Source organism: Desnuesiella massiliensis (genome assembly GCF_001403615.1).
Taxonomy (GTDB): Bacteria; Bacillota; Clostridia; order Clostridiales; family Clostridiaceae; genus Desnuesiella; species Desnuesiella massiliensis.
Genome location: NZ_LN879456.1, coordinates 1,061,270 through 1,080,749 on the forward strand (window position 1 = coordinate 1,061,270; position 19,480 = coordinate 1,080,749).

25 protein-coding genes are annotated in these 19,480 nt (G+C 32.9%); 2 read left to right on the forward strand and 23 right to left on the reverse strand.

The window, feature by feature from the left end:
* Positions 1-3: 3 nt before the first annotated feature.
* From BN2665_RS15920 to BN2665_RS15990, 15 genes are all read right to left on the reverse strand, one after another.
* Entirely contained in the window at positions 4-1,935 is a 1,932-nt protein-coding gene (locus BN2665_RS15920) for a proton-conducting transporter transmembrane domain-containing protein (protein WP_055668078.1), read from the reverse strand.
* Positions 1,932-2,276 carry a sodium:proton antiporter gene (locus BN2665_RS15925; RefSeq protein WP_055668079.1) on the reverse strand — a complete coding sequence of 115 codons (345 nt, stop codon included), beginning with the start codon at positions 2,274-2,276 and terminating at the stop codon, positions 1,932-1,934. Before BN2665_RS15925 ends, BN2665_RS15920 begins: the two co-directional genes overlap by 4 nt.
* A gap of 11 nt (positions 2,277-2,287) precedes the next feature.
* Positions 2,288-2,740, reverse strand: a complete 453-nt coding sequence (locus tag BN2665_RS15930) for an MnhB domain-containing protein (RefSeq protein ID WP_055668080.1) — start codon at positions 2,738-2,740, stop codon at positions 2,288-2,290.
* Positions 2,740-3,018, reverse strand: a complete 279-nt coding sequence (gene mbhE / locus BN2665_RS15935; protein WP_055668081.1) for a hydrogen gas-evolving membrane-bound hydrogenase subunit E — start codon at positions 3,016-3,018, stop codon at positions 2,740-2,742. Before mbhE ends, BN2665_RS15930 begins: the two co-directional genes overlap by 1 nt.
* A gap of 1 nt (position 3,019) precedes the next feature.
* Complete coding sequence (locus tag BN2665_RS15940; RefSeq protein WP_055668082.1) at positions 3,020-3,292, reverse strand: Na(+)/H(+) antiporter subunit B; 273 nt, start codon at positions 3,290-3,292, stop codon at positions 3,020-3,022.
* On the reverse strand, positions 3,285-3,629 hold the full coding sequence (mnhG, locus tag BN2665_RS15945; RefSeq protein WP_055668083.1) for a monovalent cation/H(+) antiporter subunit G: 345 nt from the start codon (positions 3,627-3,629) through the stop codon (positions 3,285-3,287). Before mnhG ends, BN2665_RS15940 begins: the two co-directional genes overlap by 8 nt.
* Positions 3,629-3,898, reverse strand: a complete 270-nt coding sequence (locus BN2665_RS15950) for a monovalent cation/H+ antiporter complex subunit F (protein ID WP_242865961.1) — start codon at positions 3,896-3,898, stop codon at positions 3,629-3,631. The genes mnhG and BN2665_RS15950 overlap by 1 nt, the downstream gene beginning before the upstream one ends.
* A complete protein-coding gene (locus BN2665_RS15955) occupies positions 3,895-4,425 on the reverse strand; it encodes a Na+/H+ antiporter subunit E (protein ID WP_055668084.1) in 531 nt (176 codons plus the stop codon). The genes BN2665_RS15950 and BN2665_RS15955 overlap by 4 nt, the downstream gene beginning before the upstream one ends.
* Before the next feature lie 14 nt (positions 4,426-4,439).
* The gene (hypB, locus tag BN2665_RS15960) at positions 4,440-5,096 is read right to left on the reverse strand and encodes a hydrogenase nickel incorporation protein HypB (RefSeq protein ID WP_055668085.1); all 657 of its coding nucleotides are present in this window, start codon (positions 5,094-5,096) and stop codon (positions 4,440-4,442) included.
* Between the two features lies 1 nt (position 5,097).
* On the reverse strand, positions 5,098-5,439 hold the full coding sequence (gene hypA, locus BN2665_RS15965) for a hydrogenase maturation nickel metallochaperone HypA (protein WP_055668086.1): 342 nt from the start codon (positions 5,437-5,439) through the stop codon (positions 5,098-5,100).
* A gap of 4 nt (positions 5,440-5,443) precedes the next feature.
* Complete coding sequence (locus BN2665_RS15970) at positions 5,444-6,526, reverse strand: hydrogenase large subunit (RefSeq protein WP_055668087.1); 1,083 nt, start codon at positions 6,524-6,526, stop codon at positions 5,444-5,446.
* 3 nt (positions 6,527-6,529) lie between these two features.
* Complete coding sequence (locus tag BN2665_RS15975) at positions 6,530-6,940, reverse strand: NADH-quinone oxidoreductase subunit C (RefSeq protein WP_055668088.1); 411 nt, start codon at positions 6,938-6,940, stop codon at positions 6,530-6,532.
* Positions 6,941-7,038: 98 nt separating this feature from the next.
* Positions 7,039-8,043: a hydrogenase expression/formation protein HypE gene (hypE, locus tag BN2665_RS15980; protein WP_055668089.1), complete on the reverse strand. Its 1,005-nt coding sequence runs from the start codon at positions 8,041-8,043 to the stop codon at positions 7,039-7,041.
* A 39-nt stretch (positions 8,044-8,082) separates the two neighbouring features.
* Positions 8,083-9,135 carry a hydrogenase formation protein HypD gene (gene hypD / locus BN2665_RS15985; RefSeq protein ID WP_055668090.1) on the reverse strand — a complete coding sequence of 351 codons (1,053 nt, stop codon included), beginning with the start codon at positions 9,133-9,135 and terminating at the stop codon, positions 8,083-8,085.
* A 9-nt stretch (positions 9,136-9,144) separates the two neighbouring features.
* Complete coding sequence (locus BN2665_RS15990; RefSeq protein WP_055668091.1) at positions 9,145-9,372, reverse strand: HypC/HybG/HupF family hydrogenase formation chaperone; 228 nt, start codon at positions 9,370-9,372, stop codon at positions 9,145-9,147.
* Positions 9,373-9,621: 249 nt separating this feature from the next.
* On the opposite strand from BN2665_RS15990, the gene BN2665_RS15995 reads away from it, so the two are divergent.
* Positions 9,622-10,029 (forward strand): hypothetical protein, encoded by a 408-nt coding sequence (locus BN2665_RS15995; RefSeq protein WP_055668092.1) that lies wholly within the window; start codon positions 9,622-9,624, stop codon positions 10,027-10,029.
* Between the two features lie 207 nt (positions 10,030-10,236).
* On the opposite strand, the gene BN2665_RS16000 is transcribed toward BN2665_RS15995, so the two are convergent.
* Positions 10,237-12,780 (reverse strand): calcium-translocating P-type ATPase, PMCA-type, encoded by a 2,544-nt coding sequence (locus tag BN2665_RS16000; RefSeq protein WP_055668093.1) that lies wholly within the window; start codon positions 12,778-12,780, stop codon positions 10,237-10,239.
* 400 nt (positions 12,781-13,180) lie between these two features.
* Between BN2665_RS16000 and BN2665_RS16005 the strand changes: the two genes are divergently transcribed.
* The gene (locus tag BN2665_RS16005) at positions 13,181-14,830 is read left to right on the forward strand and encodes a putative manganese-dependent inorganic diphosphatase (RefSeq protein ID WP_055668094.1); all 1,650 of its coding nucleotides are present in this window, start codon (positions 13,181-13,183) and stop codon (positions 14,828-14,830) included.
* Between the two features lie 35 nt (positions 14,831-14,865).
* Here BN2665_RS16005 and BN2665_RS16010 read toward each other — a convergent pair whose 3' ends face one another.
* The 7 genes from BN2665_RS16010 to BN2665_RS16035 all read right to left on the reverse strand — a co-directional run bounded on the left by BN2665_RS16010 (position 14,866) and on the right by BN2665_RS16035 (position 19,479).
* Positions 14,866-15,597, reverse strand: a complete 732-nt coding sequence (locus tag BN2665_RS16010; RefSeq protein ID WP_055668095.1) for a hypothetical protein — start codon at positions 15,595-15,597, stop codon at positions 14,866-14,868.
* Between the two features lie 218 nt (positions 15,598-15,815).
* On the reverse strand, positions 15,816-16,604 hold the full coding sequence (locus BN2665_RS16015; protein WP_055668096.1) for a flagellar basal-body rod protein FlgG: 789 nt from the start codon (positions 16,602-16,604) through the stop codon (positions 15,816-15,818).
* Between the two features lie 22 nt (positions 16,605-16,626).
* Positions 16,627-17,406 carry a flagellar basal-body rod protein FlgG gene (locus tag BN2665_RS16020; protein WP_055668097.1) on the reverse strand — a complete coding sequence of 260 codons (780 nt, stop codon included), beginning with the start codon at positions 17,404-17,406 and terminating at the stop codon, positions 16,627-16,629.
* The gene (locus BN2665_RS27370) at positions 17,403-17,570 is read right to left on the reverse strand and encodes a hypothetical protein (protein ID WP_195892705.1); all 168 of its coding nucleotides are present in this window, start codon (positions 17,568-17,570) and stop codon (positions 17,403-17,405) included. The genes BN2665_RS16020 and BN2665_RS27370 overlap by 4 nt, the downstream gene beginning before the upstream one ends.
* A gap of 32 nt (positions 17,571-17,602) precedes the next feature.
* Positions 17,603-18,061, reverse strand: coding sequence for a DUF6115 domain-containing protein (locus tag BN2665_RS16025; RefSeq protein ID WP_055668098.1), 459 nt, complete (start codon positions 18,059-18,061; stop codon positions 17,603-17,605).
* Positions 18,062-18,078: 17 nt separating this feature from the next.
* Positions 18,079-18,804: a FliA/WhiG family RNA polymerase sigma factor gene (locus BN2665_RS16030; protein WP_055668099.1), complete on the reverse strand. Its 726-nt coding sequence runs from the start codon at positions 18,802-18,804 to the stop codon at positions 18,079-18,081.
* Positions 18,805-18,807: 3 nt separating this feature from the next.
* Positions 18,808-19,479: a flagellar brake protein gene (locus BN2665_RS16035; RefSeq protein WP_082435927.1), complete on the reverse strand. Its 672-nt coding sequence runs from the start codon at positions 19,477-19,479 to the stop codon at positions 18,808-18,810.
* Position 19,480 lies beyond the last annotated feature (1 nt).

A 19,480-nucleotide genomic window follows, 5' to 3' on the forward strand; every position in this document is an offset into this window, starting at 1 on the left:
CTCCTAAAGCAGTGCAAAACAGTAAATAATAACTACTGCTAAACAAGCCACCACCCATAATACATAGTCATTTACAACTCCACTATGTGCTTCATGAATAGTATTAAAATATCCTTTCAATTGATGTTTCAGACCCCAGAATAAATCATGACCACCTACATGGGAGTATTCTTCCTTCTCCCCTCCTGTAAAGCTTTCATATTTTGTATCTAGTTCATCTATTACTTCTAAATTGTTTTTGCTTCTAGATTTTAAATTCATAGTAGTTATTAATATAAAAGCAATTAATAAAACAAAGAAAAGAAGTAACCAAGATTCCGGTTTCCAATATCCAGCTAAAACATAATTCATATCTGGTATTTCTATTTTTTCCTTAAACATCTTTGCTGCAAAACCCTTACTAAACATTACATCTATATAATTACCTATGTTATACATGGCAAAGGCTGCGGGCTTTATAAGATATCTATTGATTAAATCTGGTGCCACACCACCGATTATGCATACTAAAGCTAACATCATCATTGGGATTCTCATAAGCCAAGGTATTTCTTTTACCTTCTTGTTCTCTTCGCTTATTTGACCAAAGAACACTGATTGAGCTACTTTTACGAAGGATGCTAAGGTCATTACTGATACTAAAAGTGCAATTATAGTTACTACGGCATATCCTGATTCATAGGTAGCTTGATATATGAGCCATTTTGACACAAAGCCATTAAAAGGAGGTATTCCACTGATAGATGCCGCTCCAATTAGGAATAAAACTGTAGTATAAGGCATTCTCTTGGATAATCCACCTAATTTATTTAAATCAGTAGTACCTGTAGCATATAAAACTGCTCCAGCACTTAAGAAAAGTAAGCATTTAAACATAGCATGATTTAGCATATGATAAAGTCCTCCCATAGTCCCTACCACAGCTACAGTTCTGCTAGATGCTAAACCTACCCCTAAGGCCACCACTATGTATCCTATTTGTGACACAGAGTGAAAAGCCAATAACCTCTTAAAGTCTGTTTGTATAAGAGCCATAGTAACCCCAACGAACATGGTTACAGTACCCCAGAATATTATTAAAAACTCAAGACTTTTATTTCCTGAAGCTTGATATAACATATATAGTATTCTGATAATAGCGTAAACTCCTGTTTTACTCATAACCCCAGATAATAACATAGATATGGATGATGGGGCTGACATATGAGCATCTGGCGGCCAGGTATGGCAAGGAACCAAAAAGGCCTTTACAGCATATCCAGTTAACATCAGAGCTAAAGCTAATATAGTAACTGGTGTAAATTTATCGCTATGTAGAATAGCTGCAATCTGGGCCAAGTTCAATGTATGTACCTGTGCATATAACAAACAAGTACCTAAAAGTATTAAAGAAGATCCTAGAGAACCTATTACTATATATTTAAACCCTGCCTCTATGGATTTATATAACTGATTTCTAAAGGCAGTTAACCCTATAGCAGCGAAGGTCATGATCTCTAACATTACATACATATTAAATAAGTCTCCAGTAAATACAAATCCCATCATACTGGCAGTTAAAAGTAAGAATAATGTATAATATTTCTCTAATCCATTATCTTTTTCCATATAATGAATGGAATACACTGCAGATATCAAACAAGTTAGAGCTATTATGAGACCTACAAATAGTCCAAGAGCATCCACTTCTAATCCTATTCCTATAGCCCACTGCTTTTCTGGCACCCAATTTCCCATCCAATAGGTAGCAACATTTCCTTCTATCATTATAGGTTTTATTAATAGAATCACTGATATAAGGGAAATTAATGTAGCCAAAAATGCAGCAGCACGCTTAACATTCATATACTTATCTTTAAAAAGACCAATAATGAAAGCTAATGTAAAAGGAGTAATTATAGCTATTATTGGCAAGTTACTAACAAATGAAGTCATCCATTTAACCTCCTTACCTTATCAGCGTCTATAGTACCATAATGCTGCTTAACCTTAATAACTAGGGATAAAGCAAGGGCTGTAACACAGGCACCTATAACTATAGATGTTAAGGTCAAAGCTTGAGGTACTGGATCTACGAAAAATGCTCCTTCTTTTAAATCACTGATAAAAATAGGAGCTGTTCCACCTGCTCTAAATCCAATGGATATTAAAAGCAAATTTATACCACTATCAAATAAAGTCATTCCTATTACTATTTTCATTAAATTCTTCTTAAATATCATTATATAAAGACCAAATATCATAAGAAGAAAAGCTGTTATATAATTAAGTAGCATACTTTCACCCCTTATTCTTCCTTATCGCTATTTAAAGTACTAACCATAACAATTATAAGGAAACCGATACCAGCAAGTACTTTATAACCTACAGCAAAGTTCATCCAAAAAATTGTTCCGGAACTATATAGTTTTCCTATGGTTCCTCTATTGACTACGTTTCCAAAAAAGCTTCCCCCATATATTAAGCCTAAAGAAGCTAAAAATACAAAACCTAAAGCCCCTAAATCCTCATATATTTTCAATCTTTTACCATTAAAGGTATCCACAATTTTATTAGGACCATAAGCTACATATAAAATAGCTACAGCTCCAGCAATTAAAACTCCGCCTTGGAAGCCTCCACCTGGGCTTAGATGTCCGTGTAATATTACATAAGCTCCCAGAACTAATGCTATAGGTAAAACTACGTTTGCACAGGAAGTAACTATTACTTCTTTTCTTTTTATATTTTTATTTTTCATCAGTTACCCTCCTTTGCTTTTGATTTTTTCCTTAAGATAACAGCAGCTCCGCTTACTGCAGTAAATAGCACAAAGGATTCTCCTAGTGTATCGTATCCCCTAAAGTCGAACACAATGGCAGTAACCGCATTGATGGCCCCTGTCTTTTCCATAGTGTCATTTACCATATAATTTGCAATACCTTCATAAGTTGAAGGTAACGCGGCCATTTTAAAGCTAGCATATATAGTAAATATAGTAATTACTGTTATAGAAAACCAAGCAACAGCTTTTTTCATATCACTTACCTCCCTCATCATTGTCTGGCTGCACCTTGTCCTTGATTTTTTGCAGCGCAATTATAAATATAACAGGAGTAAGTATAGCTCCAACGGCTCCTTCAGCTATAGCCACGTCTGGAGCTCTTAATAGTAAAAATTCAATGGCAATAAAAGTCCCCACTACGGAAGTAGCAATAATACATGGAAGAATTTCATCTATTACCACTGCTAATATTCCAGATATTATGATTCCAATTAAAATTAGAGTATTTAATATGGATATGCTACTCATCTATCTTATCCCTCCCATACTCATCACAGACACTTTTCTCATCCATTTTTGCTCCACTTCTATAGGCAGCTCTTGTCATAGCATGAGAGGCTGCTGGATTAGTCAAAATTATAAACACTCCTATAATTATAGACTTTATACCCATAGAGCTATTTCCTATGGAAAAACCATATATAGCGCAGCCTATTAGTATAGGAAGTCCTCCCATAGTAACAATATTAGTGGAGGATTGTAGTCTACAAAAGGTATCTGGCATTCTTATCATACCAATAACTCCAGCAATTATAAAAAATATTCCTAGAGCAAAAAATAAATCAATAATGATTCTAACTACCATTATAATCTCCCCTCCAAGTATTTTGAAATTAATATAGTGCCCACAAAGCCAAGTAAAGCAACTATTAAACCTAAATCTATATATAGGGCTCTTCCCTCATAACAACCGAAGATAACCATCACTAATCCAATGATTACATCTATGGAGTCAGCAGCAACCACTCTATCTATGGCATGAGGTCCTTTTAAAACTCTATAAATTAAACTTATAGCTAATATAGTAAGCACTATTGCTACTACCATAAAATCCATAGTCATATCTGCCATCATTTAAAAATCCTCCTTACCCAAGGTTCAAAAGCTCCTTTAATGGTATTTGAAGCCTCTTTAATGTTTTGGCTTTGTACATCTATCCAATGTATATACATATAACATTTTCCTTTTTCCTCCACCACGTCCATAACTATGGTTCCTGGGGTCAGTGTAATACAATTTGCTAGCATGGCTAGCCCATAGTCTGATTTTACCTCTGTTTCAATCTTTACAATTCCAGGTTTAATATTTAATTTAGGAGATAAGGCTCTTTTAGCTACATCCCAATTAGCTTTAAATAACTCTATAGCATATATAGGAATAAAAGCTATTAAAGCACCTAATCTCTTGGGGTTAAGTAGCCAAAAAGCATCCTCTTTAATTAGAAATCTACTACTGAATAAAGCTACTATCAGTGAAACTATAATTCCTCCTATAAGCTCTTGACTATCTATCTTTGCTATATTTACATCTTGCAAAACATAGAATATCCAAAATAATAAACATAATAAAAATGTTGAAATTATTGGAGCTATTTTTTTCATACTTGTCCTCCTTTCTAATTGCTCTTAATTATGAACCCTTTAATCCAGCATATAAAATCTTTTAGTCCATCTCCTTTTAAGGAATTGACTTTAAATATTTCAGCCTCCCTGTTCATAGCTTTACAATTTTTTATTACTCTTTCTTCGTCAAAACCAAAATAATCCTTCATATCATATTTAGTAAGCACTAAAGCATTAGATCTAGTAAACATTAATGGATATTTTTCTACCTTGTCGTCTCCCTCAGGAATGCTTAAAAGTGCCACTTTTAAATGCTCTCCTATATCAAACTCTGCAGGACAAACTAGATTTCCTATATTCTCCACAATGAGTATATCTAAATCATCTAAATCAAATTCAGGTACTATATTTTTTATAGATTGAGCTTCAATATGACAAGCTCCATCCGTATTTAGTTGCACCACAGGTATTCCTTTTTCCGCCATTTTTTCAGCATCAATCTTTCCTGCTATATCGCCTTCAATAACTCCTACCCTAAGATTTTCACTCTTTAGCTCTTCTATTAACTTTAATATGAATGTAGTCTTTCCAGCTCCTGGGGAGCCCATAATGTTTATCATTAATATTTTCTTGTCATTAAAATGCTGTTGTAACTCTTCATGGCAATTTTCATTCCACTCCATGATCTGCCTAACAACCTTTATATCCAACTTAGTCAACCTCCAAACTATCGATTAAAAACTCATTGCCTCTAATTATCTTTACATTATAACTTTCACAAACAGGGCAATTGTATGATTTTTCCTTAATATTTCCTTCATAATTGCAATTACTACAGCTTATAGCAATAGGTATTTTTTCAATATTTAATAAGGCTCCCTCTACAGGAGTTCCTTGGCTAGCTATATCAAAATAATATTGAATGCAGCTAGGTATAAGTCCTGAAAGCTCTCCTACTTTAATTCTGATTTCTTTTACTTTAGAGGCATTATGTTTTAATGCCTCTTCACTAGATATTTTTATAATATTTTGCGTTACCGAAAGTTCATGCATTTTATTATCTATCTAGACAGGAGAAACAAGGGTCGATACTTGCCACAATCAAACCTGCATCTGCGATGGAATTATTCTTAAGCATTACAGGCACTGTAGCTGCATTTTTAAAAGTAGGAACATGTATATTTACTCTCCAATTGTTTTGTCCACCGTCTGTAACTACATAATAGGTTACCTCTCCTCTTGGTGCTTCTATTCTGCTAACATACTCTCCGGCTGGTATTTTAGGCAACTTAATGCCTAGGTTAATCGGCGTATCAGGCATATTTTTAGAAGCTTGAGTTATAATTTTTAAACTTTCCTCTATTTCTAGAAGTCTCACTACTGCTCTAGAGAACACATCTCCAGCCTCTTGAATAGCTACATTGAACTCAAAATCCTCGTAGCAGCAGTAAGGATCTACCTTTCTAACATCGTCAGTCATACCTGAAGCTCTTCCATGAGGTCCGCATGCACCATAAATCCAAGCATCCTCTAAGGTTAATATACCTACACCCTTAGTTCTTAAAACTATGGTTTTATCTGTTCCAAATATATTTAATATTCTATTGAAAGGCTCTTTTAACTCCTCCACCATTCTCACTAGATCTTGTAGCTGTTCTTTACTTAAATCCCTTCTTGACCCACCTACTATATTCATAGCATAGTTAACTCTATTTCCTGTCAGCATCTCTAACATTTCCATTACTTTCTCTCTAGCTGCAAAGGTATACATAAAGGCGCTATCAAAACCAATTATATGAGAAGCTAAACCTAACCACAAAAAGTGAGAATGAAGTCTCTCCAGCTCTCCTATTATAACTCTTATGTAAGATCCTCTTTTTGGCACTTCCATGTCTGCAATACTCTCTAAAGCCAAGCAGTAAGCTAAGGTATGTGAATGAGAGCAAATCCCACAAACTCTTTCAACCAATGTAATAGTTTGAATAAAGTTTCTTTCTGTGGCTAATTTTTCAATACCTCTATGATTATAGCCTATAAATACATCTGAATTTTGAATAATCTCTCCATCAGTATAAAGCTTAACATGTACTGGCTCTTCTAATGATGGATGGTATGGTCCAATTGGAATAGTATAACTCATATGTTAGCCCTCCTTATTGCATTTTTTGCAGTTTTCATTTCCACAGTCACATTTTTTAAGTTCTGATAGAGGCATAACCAAAATTTGACCGCTGCCATCAAAATCATCAGGTAAAAATAATCTTCCGGATTTATTTAAACCTTCAAAATTAATAGGCATCATTTCGCAAATTTCTTCCTCACACCATTGGGCGGAGCCTCCATAAATAGGTGTAATTGAGGGTAGAACATCATATCCTTTACATAAATAAGTCTTAACATCGCCGCTTATATCAAAATTATAAGCTACCACGTTATTCCCCTCTTTATCCACATATCCATTCATAATGAGCAATCGTCTTTTTTCACTAAGCATTTTTTTTGCTAAAGGTACCAGTTCCTCTTTCGTAATATAAGTTCCATCAAACTTATGCATAATTTGCCTCCTCATATTTTGTGAATATTTTAACTAAAAATATAAAAAGTTAATATTATTATAAATAAAAATATTTAGACAATTCTATCTAAAAATTTTTAGCATATCCTAGGTAGTAAATCATAGCTTAGTTTGTCCAAAATCCTTTTTCCTCCAAGAGGATTTTGTAAGATTACCTTGGACTTTGTATAGTCCACCACTTGTCCTATAATACTTGCATCTTTAAAGCTGTGAATCTCCCTTAAATCCTTTAGAAAAGCCTCTGCTTTCTCTTCTGATACCACAATTAAAGCTTTTCCCTCATTAGCACTGTACAATGGATCTAAACCTAAAAGGTCGCAGGCATTTTTTACATTATCATCTATGGGAATAAGTTCTTCTTGTAGCTCTATAGAGTATTCTATGTTTTCCACAAATTCATTTAATGTAGTAGCAATACCTCCTCTAGTAGGATCTCTCATAATTTTTACAGACTCACCATATTTTTGGACTACATTTAATATATCGATTAAAGGCATGCAGTCTGAAGTAATATTGCTTTCTAAAAGTTCTTCTCTCGCGCAAAGTATAGCTATACCATGATTCCCGCAAGCACCAGTTAGAATAACCTTATCTCCTTTTGCAATTCTTTTTTCACTTAAATTTAATGAGGGAATTTTTTCTCCAATACCCGAAGTGTTAATATAAATCCCATGTCCATGACCTCTATCCACTACTTTAGTATCTCCTGTCACCACTAATACTCCTAATTTATTTACAGTGTCAGCGATGGATTTTATTACTAATTCTAGATGAGAAAGAAGAAATCCTTCTTCCAATATAAAAGAAAGACTTAAAAATTTCGGAATACTACCACACATGACCAGATCATTGATGGTACCACACACGCTAAGCTTTCCTATATCTCCACCTGGAAATATATAAGGATCTATAACAAAACTATCTGTAGAAAAGCAAATGTCAGAACTATTCATCCTGAGTGAAGCACCATCTCCTAAAGAATTTAAAATATCATTGCCAATATTAGGTATCAATAGTTCATTTATTAATTTGTATGTTTTTTTACCACCATTTCCATAGGATAATGAAATTATTTCTTCCATATCGTCACAACCTCCATCATAAGTTTAGAAGAATAAAAACTAGCCATATCTATAATAAGCTGCACAACTTCCTTCACTAGAAACCATACAAGGTCCTATAGGATTATCAGGATTACACACCTTATGAAATAATTTACATTCACAGGGTTTAATACTCCCCTTTAAGACCTCTCCACATTGGCAAGGTGTAGTAACACTAATATCTGATTTCATAGGATAAAGAGCTTCGATGTCAAATTCACTAAACCTCTCTCTAATCTTTAAGGAACTGTCCCTAATGGTTCCCAGGCCTCTCCATTCATCATCCTTTATACAGAAAACCTCTTCTATAATAAATTTGGCTTGTTTGTTGCCTTCAGGTTTTACTAATCTATTATAGCTGTTTTTTAAGGTAAAATCTTTATTTTTTATACATTTAATTATGTCTACTAATCCACTCAAAATGTCCTCTAAGTCAAAGCCTGTTATGGCACTAGCACAATTATACTTATCAATAAATTTAAAGCCTTGTTCTCCTATTACTACAGCCACATGGCCTGGACATAAAAATCCCTGAATATCTAAGGTATTATCCTCTAAAAGTAAGCTCATCACTGGCTCTATGATTTTATGCATAGAAAGAACATGGAAATTATCTATATTGTTATTATAGGCCTCCTTTATAGCTATAGCTGTAGCAGGAGCGGTAGTTTCAAAGCCAATTCCTAAAAAAACCACCTTTTTATCTCTATGTTTTTCTGCCAGCTTTAATGCATCTAGACTTGAATAAACTAATTTTACATTTGCACCTTGAGCTTTGGCCTTTTCTAGACTTATATATGGTGTAGAGCCAGGCACCCTTATCATATCTCCATAAGTGGCTACAATTATCTCTTTTTCTAAGGAAAGTTCATAAATATAATCAATATATTTATTAGGGGTCACGCATACAGGACATCCTGGTCCCGATATTAAATTTATGTTGTCATTAATTATTTGTCTTATACCGTATTTTCCAATAGCCATGGTATGAGTACCACAGACTTCCATTATATTTATAGACTCCTTGTAGGAATTAATAAAATCTATTTTTTTCATTATATTCTCATTCATATATCTAAACTAACCTCTCTTAAGGGCTTCAGCCACTTCATTTAAGGCCTCTATATTCTCATTGGCCGTAGCTTCATCTATTATATCCAAAGCAAAGCCTGCATGAACCATAACAAAATCACCTAACTTAATGCTAGGCACTAAATCCAATCTTATATTTTTTTTGATACCGTTTACTTCGCCAATCCCTATATTTCCATCTATTTCAACAATTTTCAAAGCTATTCCAAGACACATACTATCACCTTATTCTATAAAATTATCCATTATCATTTTAATAATATCATATTTTATAAAAATATGTAAGTTTCATAGTTTATTTTATAATATTTTCTACTGTTATATTTTATAAAAATGTTTATAATATTACTAAAGGCTATTTCATAAAAAAATATACTATGTTATAATACTTTCTAGCAATAAAATAATATGTTTATATCGCAATTATGCTTATTATAAAAATTAATTTGAAAAGGAGTTATTATTATGGGTTTTAAAGAAAAACTAGCAAAACATTACACTGAATCTTATTTAAAAAAGTATGGAGACAGACTTGCTCAAGTCCAAGGAAATGTGGTTTCTGTAAAAGTTGAAGAAAAAACAATTTTATGGATTTTTCATAAAATATCAGCGGTACTTATAGTAAGACCTGAAAGAAGTAAAAGTGTTATAAAATGCACCTACAAGAAGAACAAATGGTTTAAGAAGCCTGAATTTATTACTATAAATCAAGGAAATTTGGTTATTGTTCAAGGGTTGAAGGGTAAAAAGGGTAAGGAAAATAGAGAAGTAATTGAGATTATGAATGTTAGGAACCTTACTACTAAAAAAGACTTAGTACCTGTAGAAGGGGCTCAAGTTAAAAGAGTGCAGAAAGTTCAGAGAATGAAATAGAGTTTTTCAATTCACAGTTCACAATGAAGGAAATTCTTTCTCCATTAGCATTACGAAAAAATTGTGAATTTATAAAAAAAGCAAAGCGTGGCTAATTCTTAGCCACAGACTTTGCCTTTTTATTTTTAAAATATAAATTAAAGATTTTTCGTAGAGTAGCGTAGAAAAATCTACCGCAATTGTGCACTGTGAATTGTGCATTAACCTTTACCTTTTTATATAAAGATACATACTATTTATAAAGGCTATTATTCCAGAAAAGAAAACTACTATAGCCCATTGTCCAATATTTAATGCATAGGTATGAAAAATGCCTTGGAACACTGGAATATAAATTATGCTAAGTAACATAATTGTAGACACTAGCACCGCTCCTACCAAATATATATTAGTAAATAATTTTATTTCAAATATGGAATGATGTTCAGACCTACATTCGAACACATGTATAAGCTGAGATAAAACTAGTGTGCTTAATGCCATAGTTCTACAAGCTGCCAAAGGCATGTTATAGTATTTTCCCATGAGGAAAGATATAAGAGTGCATACACCTATTAAACTTCCTCTAATTATAATCTTTTCTGTAAGCCCTCTTGCAAATATGCTTTCATCCTTTCTTCTAGGTTTTTGGCTCATTATATCTCTATCTGGAGGATCCACTCCCAAAGCAATGGCTGGTAACCCATCTGTAGCTAAGTTTACAAATAGTATTTGAATTGGACTTAATGGGTTCTCTATATAAAATAAAGCTGCTAAAAACATGGTGAGAACTTCTCCTAAGTTACAGGACAATAAGTACCTTATAAACTTTCTTATATTATCATAAATTATTCTGCCTTCCTCCACAGCAGCTACTATAGTAGTAAAGTTATCGTCCATAAGTATCATAGATGAGGCTTCTTTCGTTACATCCGTACCAGATATGCCCATGGAGATTCCTATGTCTGCCTCTTTTATAGCTGGGGCATCATTTACTCCATCACCGGTCATAGCTACTATATTTTTTTTCTTTTTAAAGGCCCTTACTATTCTCAACTTGTGATTAGGACTTACTCTTGCAAAAATTTTTATGGTATTTATCTTACTCTCTAAGTCTTTATCACTTAAAGTCTCGATTTCATCCCCTGTTATGACCTCTTCTATGTTCTTGCATATGTCTAATTCCCTACCTATAGCATAAGCAGTATTTTTGTGATCTCCTGTGATCATTATAGGCTTTATGCCTGCCATTTTGCACTTTAATACTGCATCCTTTACTTCTGGTCTAGGAGGATCTATTATGCCCGCTATGCCAACAAATATTAGATTTCTTTCCAGACTAAAGCTCTTTACTATATCCTTATCCTTATAAGCTCCAGCTATACATCTTAAGGCTTTATTAGACATCTCCTCCACCATCTTTACTACCTTGGTCTTTTTCATAGAGGTAAAGGGTTGAACAACACCATTTTCTAATATATAGTCACATTTGTTTATTAACCTTTCTGGTGCTCCTTTTACATAACAGCACTCTTTATTATCTTCTTTAATCACCACAGACATCATCTTTCTGTTAGAATCAAAGGGTATGTCATAGGTTCTCTTCCCTTTCATAAGGTAATTTTTTAAAGCTTCTACCTCCTTAAAATACACCTTAATCAAAGCGGTTTCCGTAGGATCACCCATAAGAGCTTTTACTATATTTTTCTCCTCATAATTACAACTACAATCATTACAATATACAAAAATTTTCTTTAAAATATTATTTTGTGCCAAGGAAACCTTGTCCATTTCGTATAAATGTTCATCAAAATATAGAGCTTTAACACTCATTCTATTTTCAGTCAAAGTTCCGGTTTTATCGCTGCATATTACAGATGTACAACCTAATGTTTCTACTGCTGGCAGCTTTCTAACAAGGGCTTTTCTTTTTAACATCCTAGATACCCCGAGAGCTAGGGATACTGTTACTATAGCAGCTAGTCCTTCTGGTATGGCTGCCACAGCTAAGCTAACACCTAGTAAGAACATCTCAGTTATTTTTTGCCCTCTGCTTATACCTACTAATGTTACCACCGCGCAAATGGCTACACATATAACTACTAATATACGTCCTAAGGATTCTAGCTTTTCTTTTAAAGGTGACTTTTCAGCTTCTATGCTTTGAAGCATATCTGCAATTTTACCCATTTCTGTTTTCATACCTGTATGAATTATCTTAGCTACCCCTCTACCCTTAAGCACAATAGTCCCCATGAAAACTCCATTTTCTTTTGCACTTGAGCTTTTATTAACTCCTACAGATTCCCCTGTAAGCAGAGATTCATCTACTACCATGCCACTGCATTCCATCAGCATACCATCTGCGGGTACCTTATCTCCAGCTTCTAGCACAACTAAATCCCCAATGGTGATTAATTCTGCATTAATTACCTGTATATGGCCATTTCTAATTACTTTAGTTGTAGGTGCAGCTAGACTTTTTAAAGCCTCCAGTGACTTTTCAGTTTTATACTCCTGAATAAATCCCAAGATAGCATTAATTATAACTATTATTAATATGGTAATGGCATCTGCCATATCTCCCATGGCCCCGGATATTACAGTGGCAGCTATGAGAACCCATACAATAAAATCGTTAAATTGAGCAAAGAAGATAAGAAATGGTGAGATTTTCTTTTTATTCTCAATTACATTATACCCATACTCTTTTAGTCTTCTTTCAGCTTCTTGTGAAGTGAGTCCTCTGAGTATTTCCTTTTCTTCAACCAAAGTGTAACCCCCCTTTTAAGGCATCTCCAAAAAAATAACTAGCCAGTCTACTCGTCTATTTTGCGTAATACTGCGTCCACAGAACCCACTAATAGCCCCACTATTAATGGAACCTGTGTCCTTGTCTTACGCAAAATATACTTCGCATCTTTGACTAGTTATTTTTTTTACGATGCCTAATATAATGTAGACTTTCATATCTATATAGTAATATATGAACATAGAGGGTATAGTTATGAAAGTTTTTTGTTATGTTATCATAATGAATACTTTACAACTAAAAGTTTTATCTATAAAATATATCCATATAATCATTAATGTATCTTCGGAAATAACTAATCAGCTCTTTATGCTATTTGACTGGTCATTTTCTTAGATGCACAAAGGAGGAAGAATTTTAGTGAAAGATGTTATTTACATAACAGGGCACAAAAATCCAGATACGGATTCTATTTGTGCTGCCCTAGCTTATTCAGAATTTAAAAACAAAACTGGCACTGCCACAGCAATCCCTGTTAGACTTGGAGAAATAAACAGGGAAACAAAATTTATTTTAGAACACTTTGGTGTGGAACCTCCTCAATTAATAGAAACTGTAAAACTTCAGGTTGCCGATTTAAATATAGACAATATAGCACCTATAGCACCTGATATTTCGTTAAAAATGGCTTGGAATTTGATGAAAAGAAATAATGTGAAGACTCTGCCTGTAACAGATGAAAGCGGCGTGCTCATAGGAGTGGTATCTGTATCAAGCCTTACCTCTAGTTACATGGATGTGTGGGATAATTGCATACTATCTAAAAGTGGAACTAAGCTTGAAAATATTTTAGACACCTTGTCTGCTAAGCCTATATATGTCCACGGAGAAAATCCTAACTTTTTAGGAAAAATCATTGTTACAGCCATGGGACCAAATAGTGTAAAAGGTCTAATTGAAGAAGGAGATATAGCTATTTGTGGAGATAGAGAAGATACCCAGGAAATCATAGTGGCCTCCAAAGCTTCACTTATGATAGTTACAGGGAATCATGACATAAAGGAGTCCTTAATTGAAAATGCTAAAAAACTAGGCTGCTCCATTATAACTACTCCCTATGATACTTTTACAGCTGCAAGGCTCATTACTCAAAGCATACCTGTAGAATATGTCATGGCAAAAGATAATCTTATAAGCTTTTCTACAGAGGATTTTGTGGAAGATATTAAAGATGTTATGTTAGAAACAAGATATAGGAGCTACCCTGTGGTAAATACAGAAAATATGGTGGTGGGTAGCATATCTAGATATCATTTAATATCTAAAAATAAGAAAAAAGTAATACTGCTAGATCATAACGAATTAGGCCAATCCGTCCATGGTATAGAGGATGCCGAGATATTAGAGATAATAGACCATCACAGAATAGCTGATGTTCAAACTGGAAATCCTATTTATTTTAGAAATGAGCCTGTTGGAAGCACTTCTACTATAGTAGGCTCCATATTCTTTGAAAATGGCATCAGACCCTCTAAAAAAGCAGCAGGCGTTCTATGCGCTGCAATTATCTCAGATACTTTGTTATTTAAATCTCCCACCTCTACTCTAGTAGATAAATTAGTATTAAAAAGATTAGCTGGAATAGCTGATATAGATGTAGAAAAATTCGCTAAGGAAATGTTTAAGGCTGGTACCTCTTTAAAGGATAGAACCGCTGAAGATGTATTCCATCAAGACTTTAAAATATTTAATTTGAGTGATATGAAAATTGGAGTATCTCAAATAAACACTATGGATATGGAGAGCTTCCTTCCCATAAAGGATGAAATGACAAGCTTAATGAAATCAAAGGTGGAAAGAGAAAACTTCAATATTTTAATATTTGTACTTACAGATATTTTTAATGAAGGTTCAGAAATCATGGTAGAAGGCCCTAATAAGGAGATTGTTGAAAAGACCTTTGACATAAAACTTGGAAAGGATTCTGTTTACTTACCTGGAGTACTATCTAGGAAGAAGCAAATAATTCCTCCCCTTACTACTACTATTGCAAACCATAAATCAAGTTAAAACATTATAAAAAGGTGACCTTTCTCGGTCACCTTTTATTTTATAAAGAAATTTATTAGTATAAAAATCATAAAATATATAAATGCCGTAGCATAATTTATGCTTAAATAATCTTTTAGGCATACCTCATCAATTTTATTATTATATTTTCCATAGCTTTTAATAAAACTTAGTTCCTTTGAATTAAAATGATAATAGAAATTTACTGATTCTATATAAGCTGCCATTATCTCAATATTAAGCAAAGGTCTTGTTAGTGTATTTAAAATATAGTCCCCCTTAAAGTCTATAGAGAAGCTTTTATTTCTAATAACATAAACTACATAAAATAGCCCTTGTATTATTAATGAAGGAACTATATTTAATGCATTAAGTACGAAATCTATTATATTATACCTTCTAGTTTCGCTGATATTGTATAGAATTATATAGATAATTCCTATAAGATTTGAAGAAAATATCAAAATATAAAATAAGGGTGCAACAAAGCCACATAATAGACTCTTACTGGCCAAAGTTATAGATTCATAAAATTTAATCTTATCTTTAAGCTCTAGGTTTTTCTTCTCACTATTACTTATATCTATAACTAAGAAGGCTGTTATGAAGTTAAGTAACTCTTTTTCAGTTATAAAACTTAACATGTAAATAAGTAATATAGTTAATACGGTATATAAAAATAAAACTATCCCTTTAATTTTTATTCTCCTAAATAAAAACCCATCTACTACTCTAACTATCCTTTGTCTATCTATTCTCCAAAACAATAAACTTAATAAACATCCTAATATATACCCTACCCCAATTTTCCATCCTCCATAAAATAGCTTATGGTAAAGTATATTACTAATTACCTATATTAATTCACAATTCACAATGCACAATGCATAATTAAGGAAGACTTTTTTCGTCAGCGAAAAAAGTCAAAAAATTATATGCTTCTCAGTATAACTGAGAAGCATATAATACATTGTGAATTAAGAAACTATCTTCCTCTTAAATTATTAACCATGCCCCACATTTCATCTGCAGTTTTTATTCCTCTTGAGCCTAATTCAAAGGCTCTTTGAGTCAATATCATATCCGTAAATTCTTGAGCCATATCTACATTAGATCCTTCAATAAAACCTTGTCTTATGTCTGCGTCCTGCACTGTATACATTTGAGCAGCTTCATTAGGCACATATAAGCTTTCACCTATGGATCTTAAGGCATTATTACCTACTGCAGAATAAAGTTGAATTCTACCTACATTAGTAGTATTTCCATTATTCTCATATAAGATGCTGCCATCCTTATCCACACTAAAATTATCCTTATTAAATTTTATTTCTTGTGGATTAATACCTTCATTGAATTTTATCTCCAATAAATTTCCTAAGCTATCTACAAGCTTACCATCTGCATCTATATTAAAGGTACCTGCTCTAGTATAAGCCTCATTACCTTGCGGAGTTATAACCTTAAAATACCCTTCACCATCAATAGCTAGATTTGTAGGTATGTCGCTTTGTATTAATATTCCTTGACCATTATCTCTTATCCAACCAGTGGTTCTAACTCCTCCACCAGTTAATGGCTCTACTTGTCTATTATTATTCTCAGATAAAGGATATCCCTGTCTATCAAGAGTCTCATAAACTAAATCCTTAAAAGATACACCTACTCTTTTATAGCCCTCTGTACCTGCGTTAGCTAGATTGTTCGATATGGCATCTAATTTTTCTTGATTTGCATTCATAGCACTTCTGCTATTCCAAAGTACTCTTAACATAATAATACCGCCTTTCTAAGCTCTACCTCACTGTTCCTACTTCATTAGCAGCTTTCCCTAGGGTTTCATCAATTGACTGTACAATTTTCTGGCTAGTTTCGAAGCTTCTCATTGTAGTCATCATATTAACCATTTCGTTAATTATATTTACATTAGATCTCTCAAGAGACTTTTGCTTTGTAACACCAGTACCTTGGACTGGATTTTCGCCTTGATATAAATTATCTCCTACTTTTCTTAGTGCTTTATAGTCATTGAAATCTGATATATTAAATCTATAGGCAACCTTTTCATCTATTAGTAAATTATTATTTGGATCTGAAGATATTTTACCATTGCCAACAAATATTGGTTCTAAGGCGCCAGTGTTAGAATTGACCCCTAATACTCTATCACCACTATCATTTACTAAGTATCCTTGCATGCTTACTCTAAAATGGCCATCTCTGGTATAAAAAACCTGATTATTGCCTCCAGTGCTTCTTTGTACTGCAAAAAAGCCTGGACCATCAATAGCAAAGTCTGTATCCTTATCAGTGCTTTGAATGCTTCCTTGAGTAAAATCTGTTAGAGTTTCATCAATTTTACTCCCCATAGATAAGGATCCTATGAGATTTCTTACATTTTTTCCACCTGATATTTTATCGTAATTTTCTATTAAAACATCATCAAATTTTTTCATAACTAAGTTGTCTGATTTAAAGCCTACAGTATTGGCATTAGCTAAATTATTAGTTACCACATCCTGCTTTGCTTCCATAGTTATTAACCCTGAAACTGCAGTATAAAGACTTCTTATCATTTACCCACATCCTTCTTATTTATTACTTTAAATTCTTCAGGATAATCCATTCCATAAGACTTAGCTTTTCTTTCTATGGCTTCCTTGCTCAAAGATACTTCCATTTTATATCCAAACATAGCTATAGTTCCTATTATTATACCTATACCTATACCTATGAGCAATTTCCTATCACTTAGAAAATTTATAATCTCTTTTATTTTTTGTATAATTCTTTTATTAATAATACTTCCCCCTTACCAATACCAAGCTTCTCACAGATTTCTTCTATGGATAAGCCTTGTGATAATAATTGAGAAACATTTTTTACCTTATCCTCACTATTTCCTATAATCTCTTCTTTTTCATCCATATCATTATTACTTTTTGCTTCTAAGAGATCCATGGTTTCTAATTTAGAAGAACTAACTTCTTTAATACTATGTACATCTTCCTTAATGGCATATTTACTCTCTTTTAGTTCTAGAATATCCTGCTGCAATTCTATAATTGTTTCAGAAAACTCCCTTCTTAACTCCCCTACCAATATCTCTACCTCAGTAATATCTATCTCTTCTTTGTTTAAGGTGTTTTGAAAGGATTTTTTTTCTTTAGTTACTGCTCTAATATTTAAAAGTATAAGTACTATTCCAATAATAATTAAAAATAAAGGCATATTATACACTCCAAATTTTATACATACTTTAACTTTTTCATGGCACTTCTAAGATGGATTATTGCCCTACTATGAAGCTGACATACTCTAGACTCAGATACCTCAAGAACCTTTCCAATCTCTTTTAAGGTTAGTCCTTCATAGTAGTATAAAGATAGTACTAATTTATCTTTTTCATTCAAGATTTCAATAGATTTAGCTAAGTACTCTAACTCTTCTTTTTCTTCAAGAGTCTTTTCAGGACTAGGGCTCTTTTCATCCTCGATAGTCCCCATCAAAGGCATATCGTCATCTTCTGAAAAAATTATATCTTCTAAAGATATAATAGATATGTAATTAATATAATTTTCTACTTCTCCAACATCCTCTAAGGACATGTTCAGCGCCTTAGCTATTTCGTTATTAGTAGGTTCCCGCATAAGCCTTTTTTGGAGGTCTTCTATAGCTTCATTATATCTATTTAATTTATCCATAGCCCCTTTTGATATAGGGCTAGTTTTTCTTATCTCATCTATCATGGAACCCTTTATTCTTATAGAGGCATAGGTAGAAAATTTCATCCCCTTGCTCTCATCGAACTTATTTAGCGCATCCATAAGGCCTATCATTCCATAGCTAACTAAATCCTCATATTCTATATACTTACTTTTTCCAATAATTACTCTAGAAGCAATATACTTAACTAAAGGAATATATTTTTTTACGATTTCTTCTTTCACATTTGAGGTATTAGCTATTGCCATTACCTACCCCTCCTTTAACGCCGCATTCCTTTGTTTCCTCATTATGTCGAACACATATCTAATTATTCTCTCCCTGGTTTTACTATTTAACTCTATAAAACTTATACCACAAAGATTTCTATTATCATCGTCCTTAATCACCCTGACAATTCTTCCTTTTAGCTTAAGGATTCCCTCGTTAGTAGGTAATTGTATAAGCAAAATATCATTGGCTTTTACTCTTTCCTTTATCTTTAATTTTATGCCACCTCCGCTTACATCTAGCAGTATGGCTTTAAATATGTTTTTATCATCTTCATAATATATATCATCTATTTTTTTGTCATCAATAAATTGACAATAATTAATATATTCAATCAAGTCTACTCTAACATAATTCCTTCTTTGTATTCTTTGAACCTTGTCAGGAAATTGTAAAATAAGCTGAGGAACATTATTATCAATTTTTCTACTAATAACTACTCCAATAAATTTGTATAATACCAAATTATCATAATATATAATTTCAACCTTTTCACCTCTCGCAAGAGGTAAATATTCCCCTTCGAACATCGGAATGCTCATGGCAAAATAATCATCGCTAACATCTTGAACAGTACTCTTATAAATAGCATCCTCCCAATAAATATCTAATCTTCCGTTAATATTTAGTTCAAAGCCTTTCAATTCATCCACA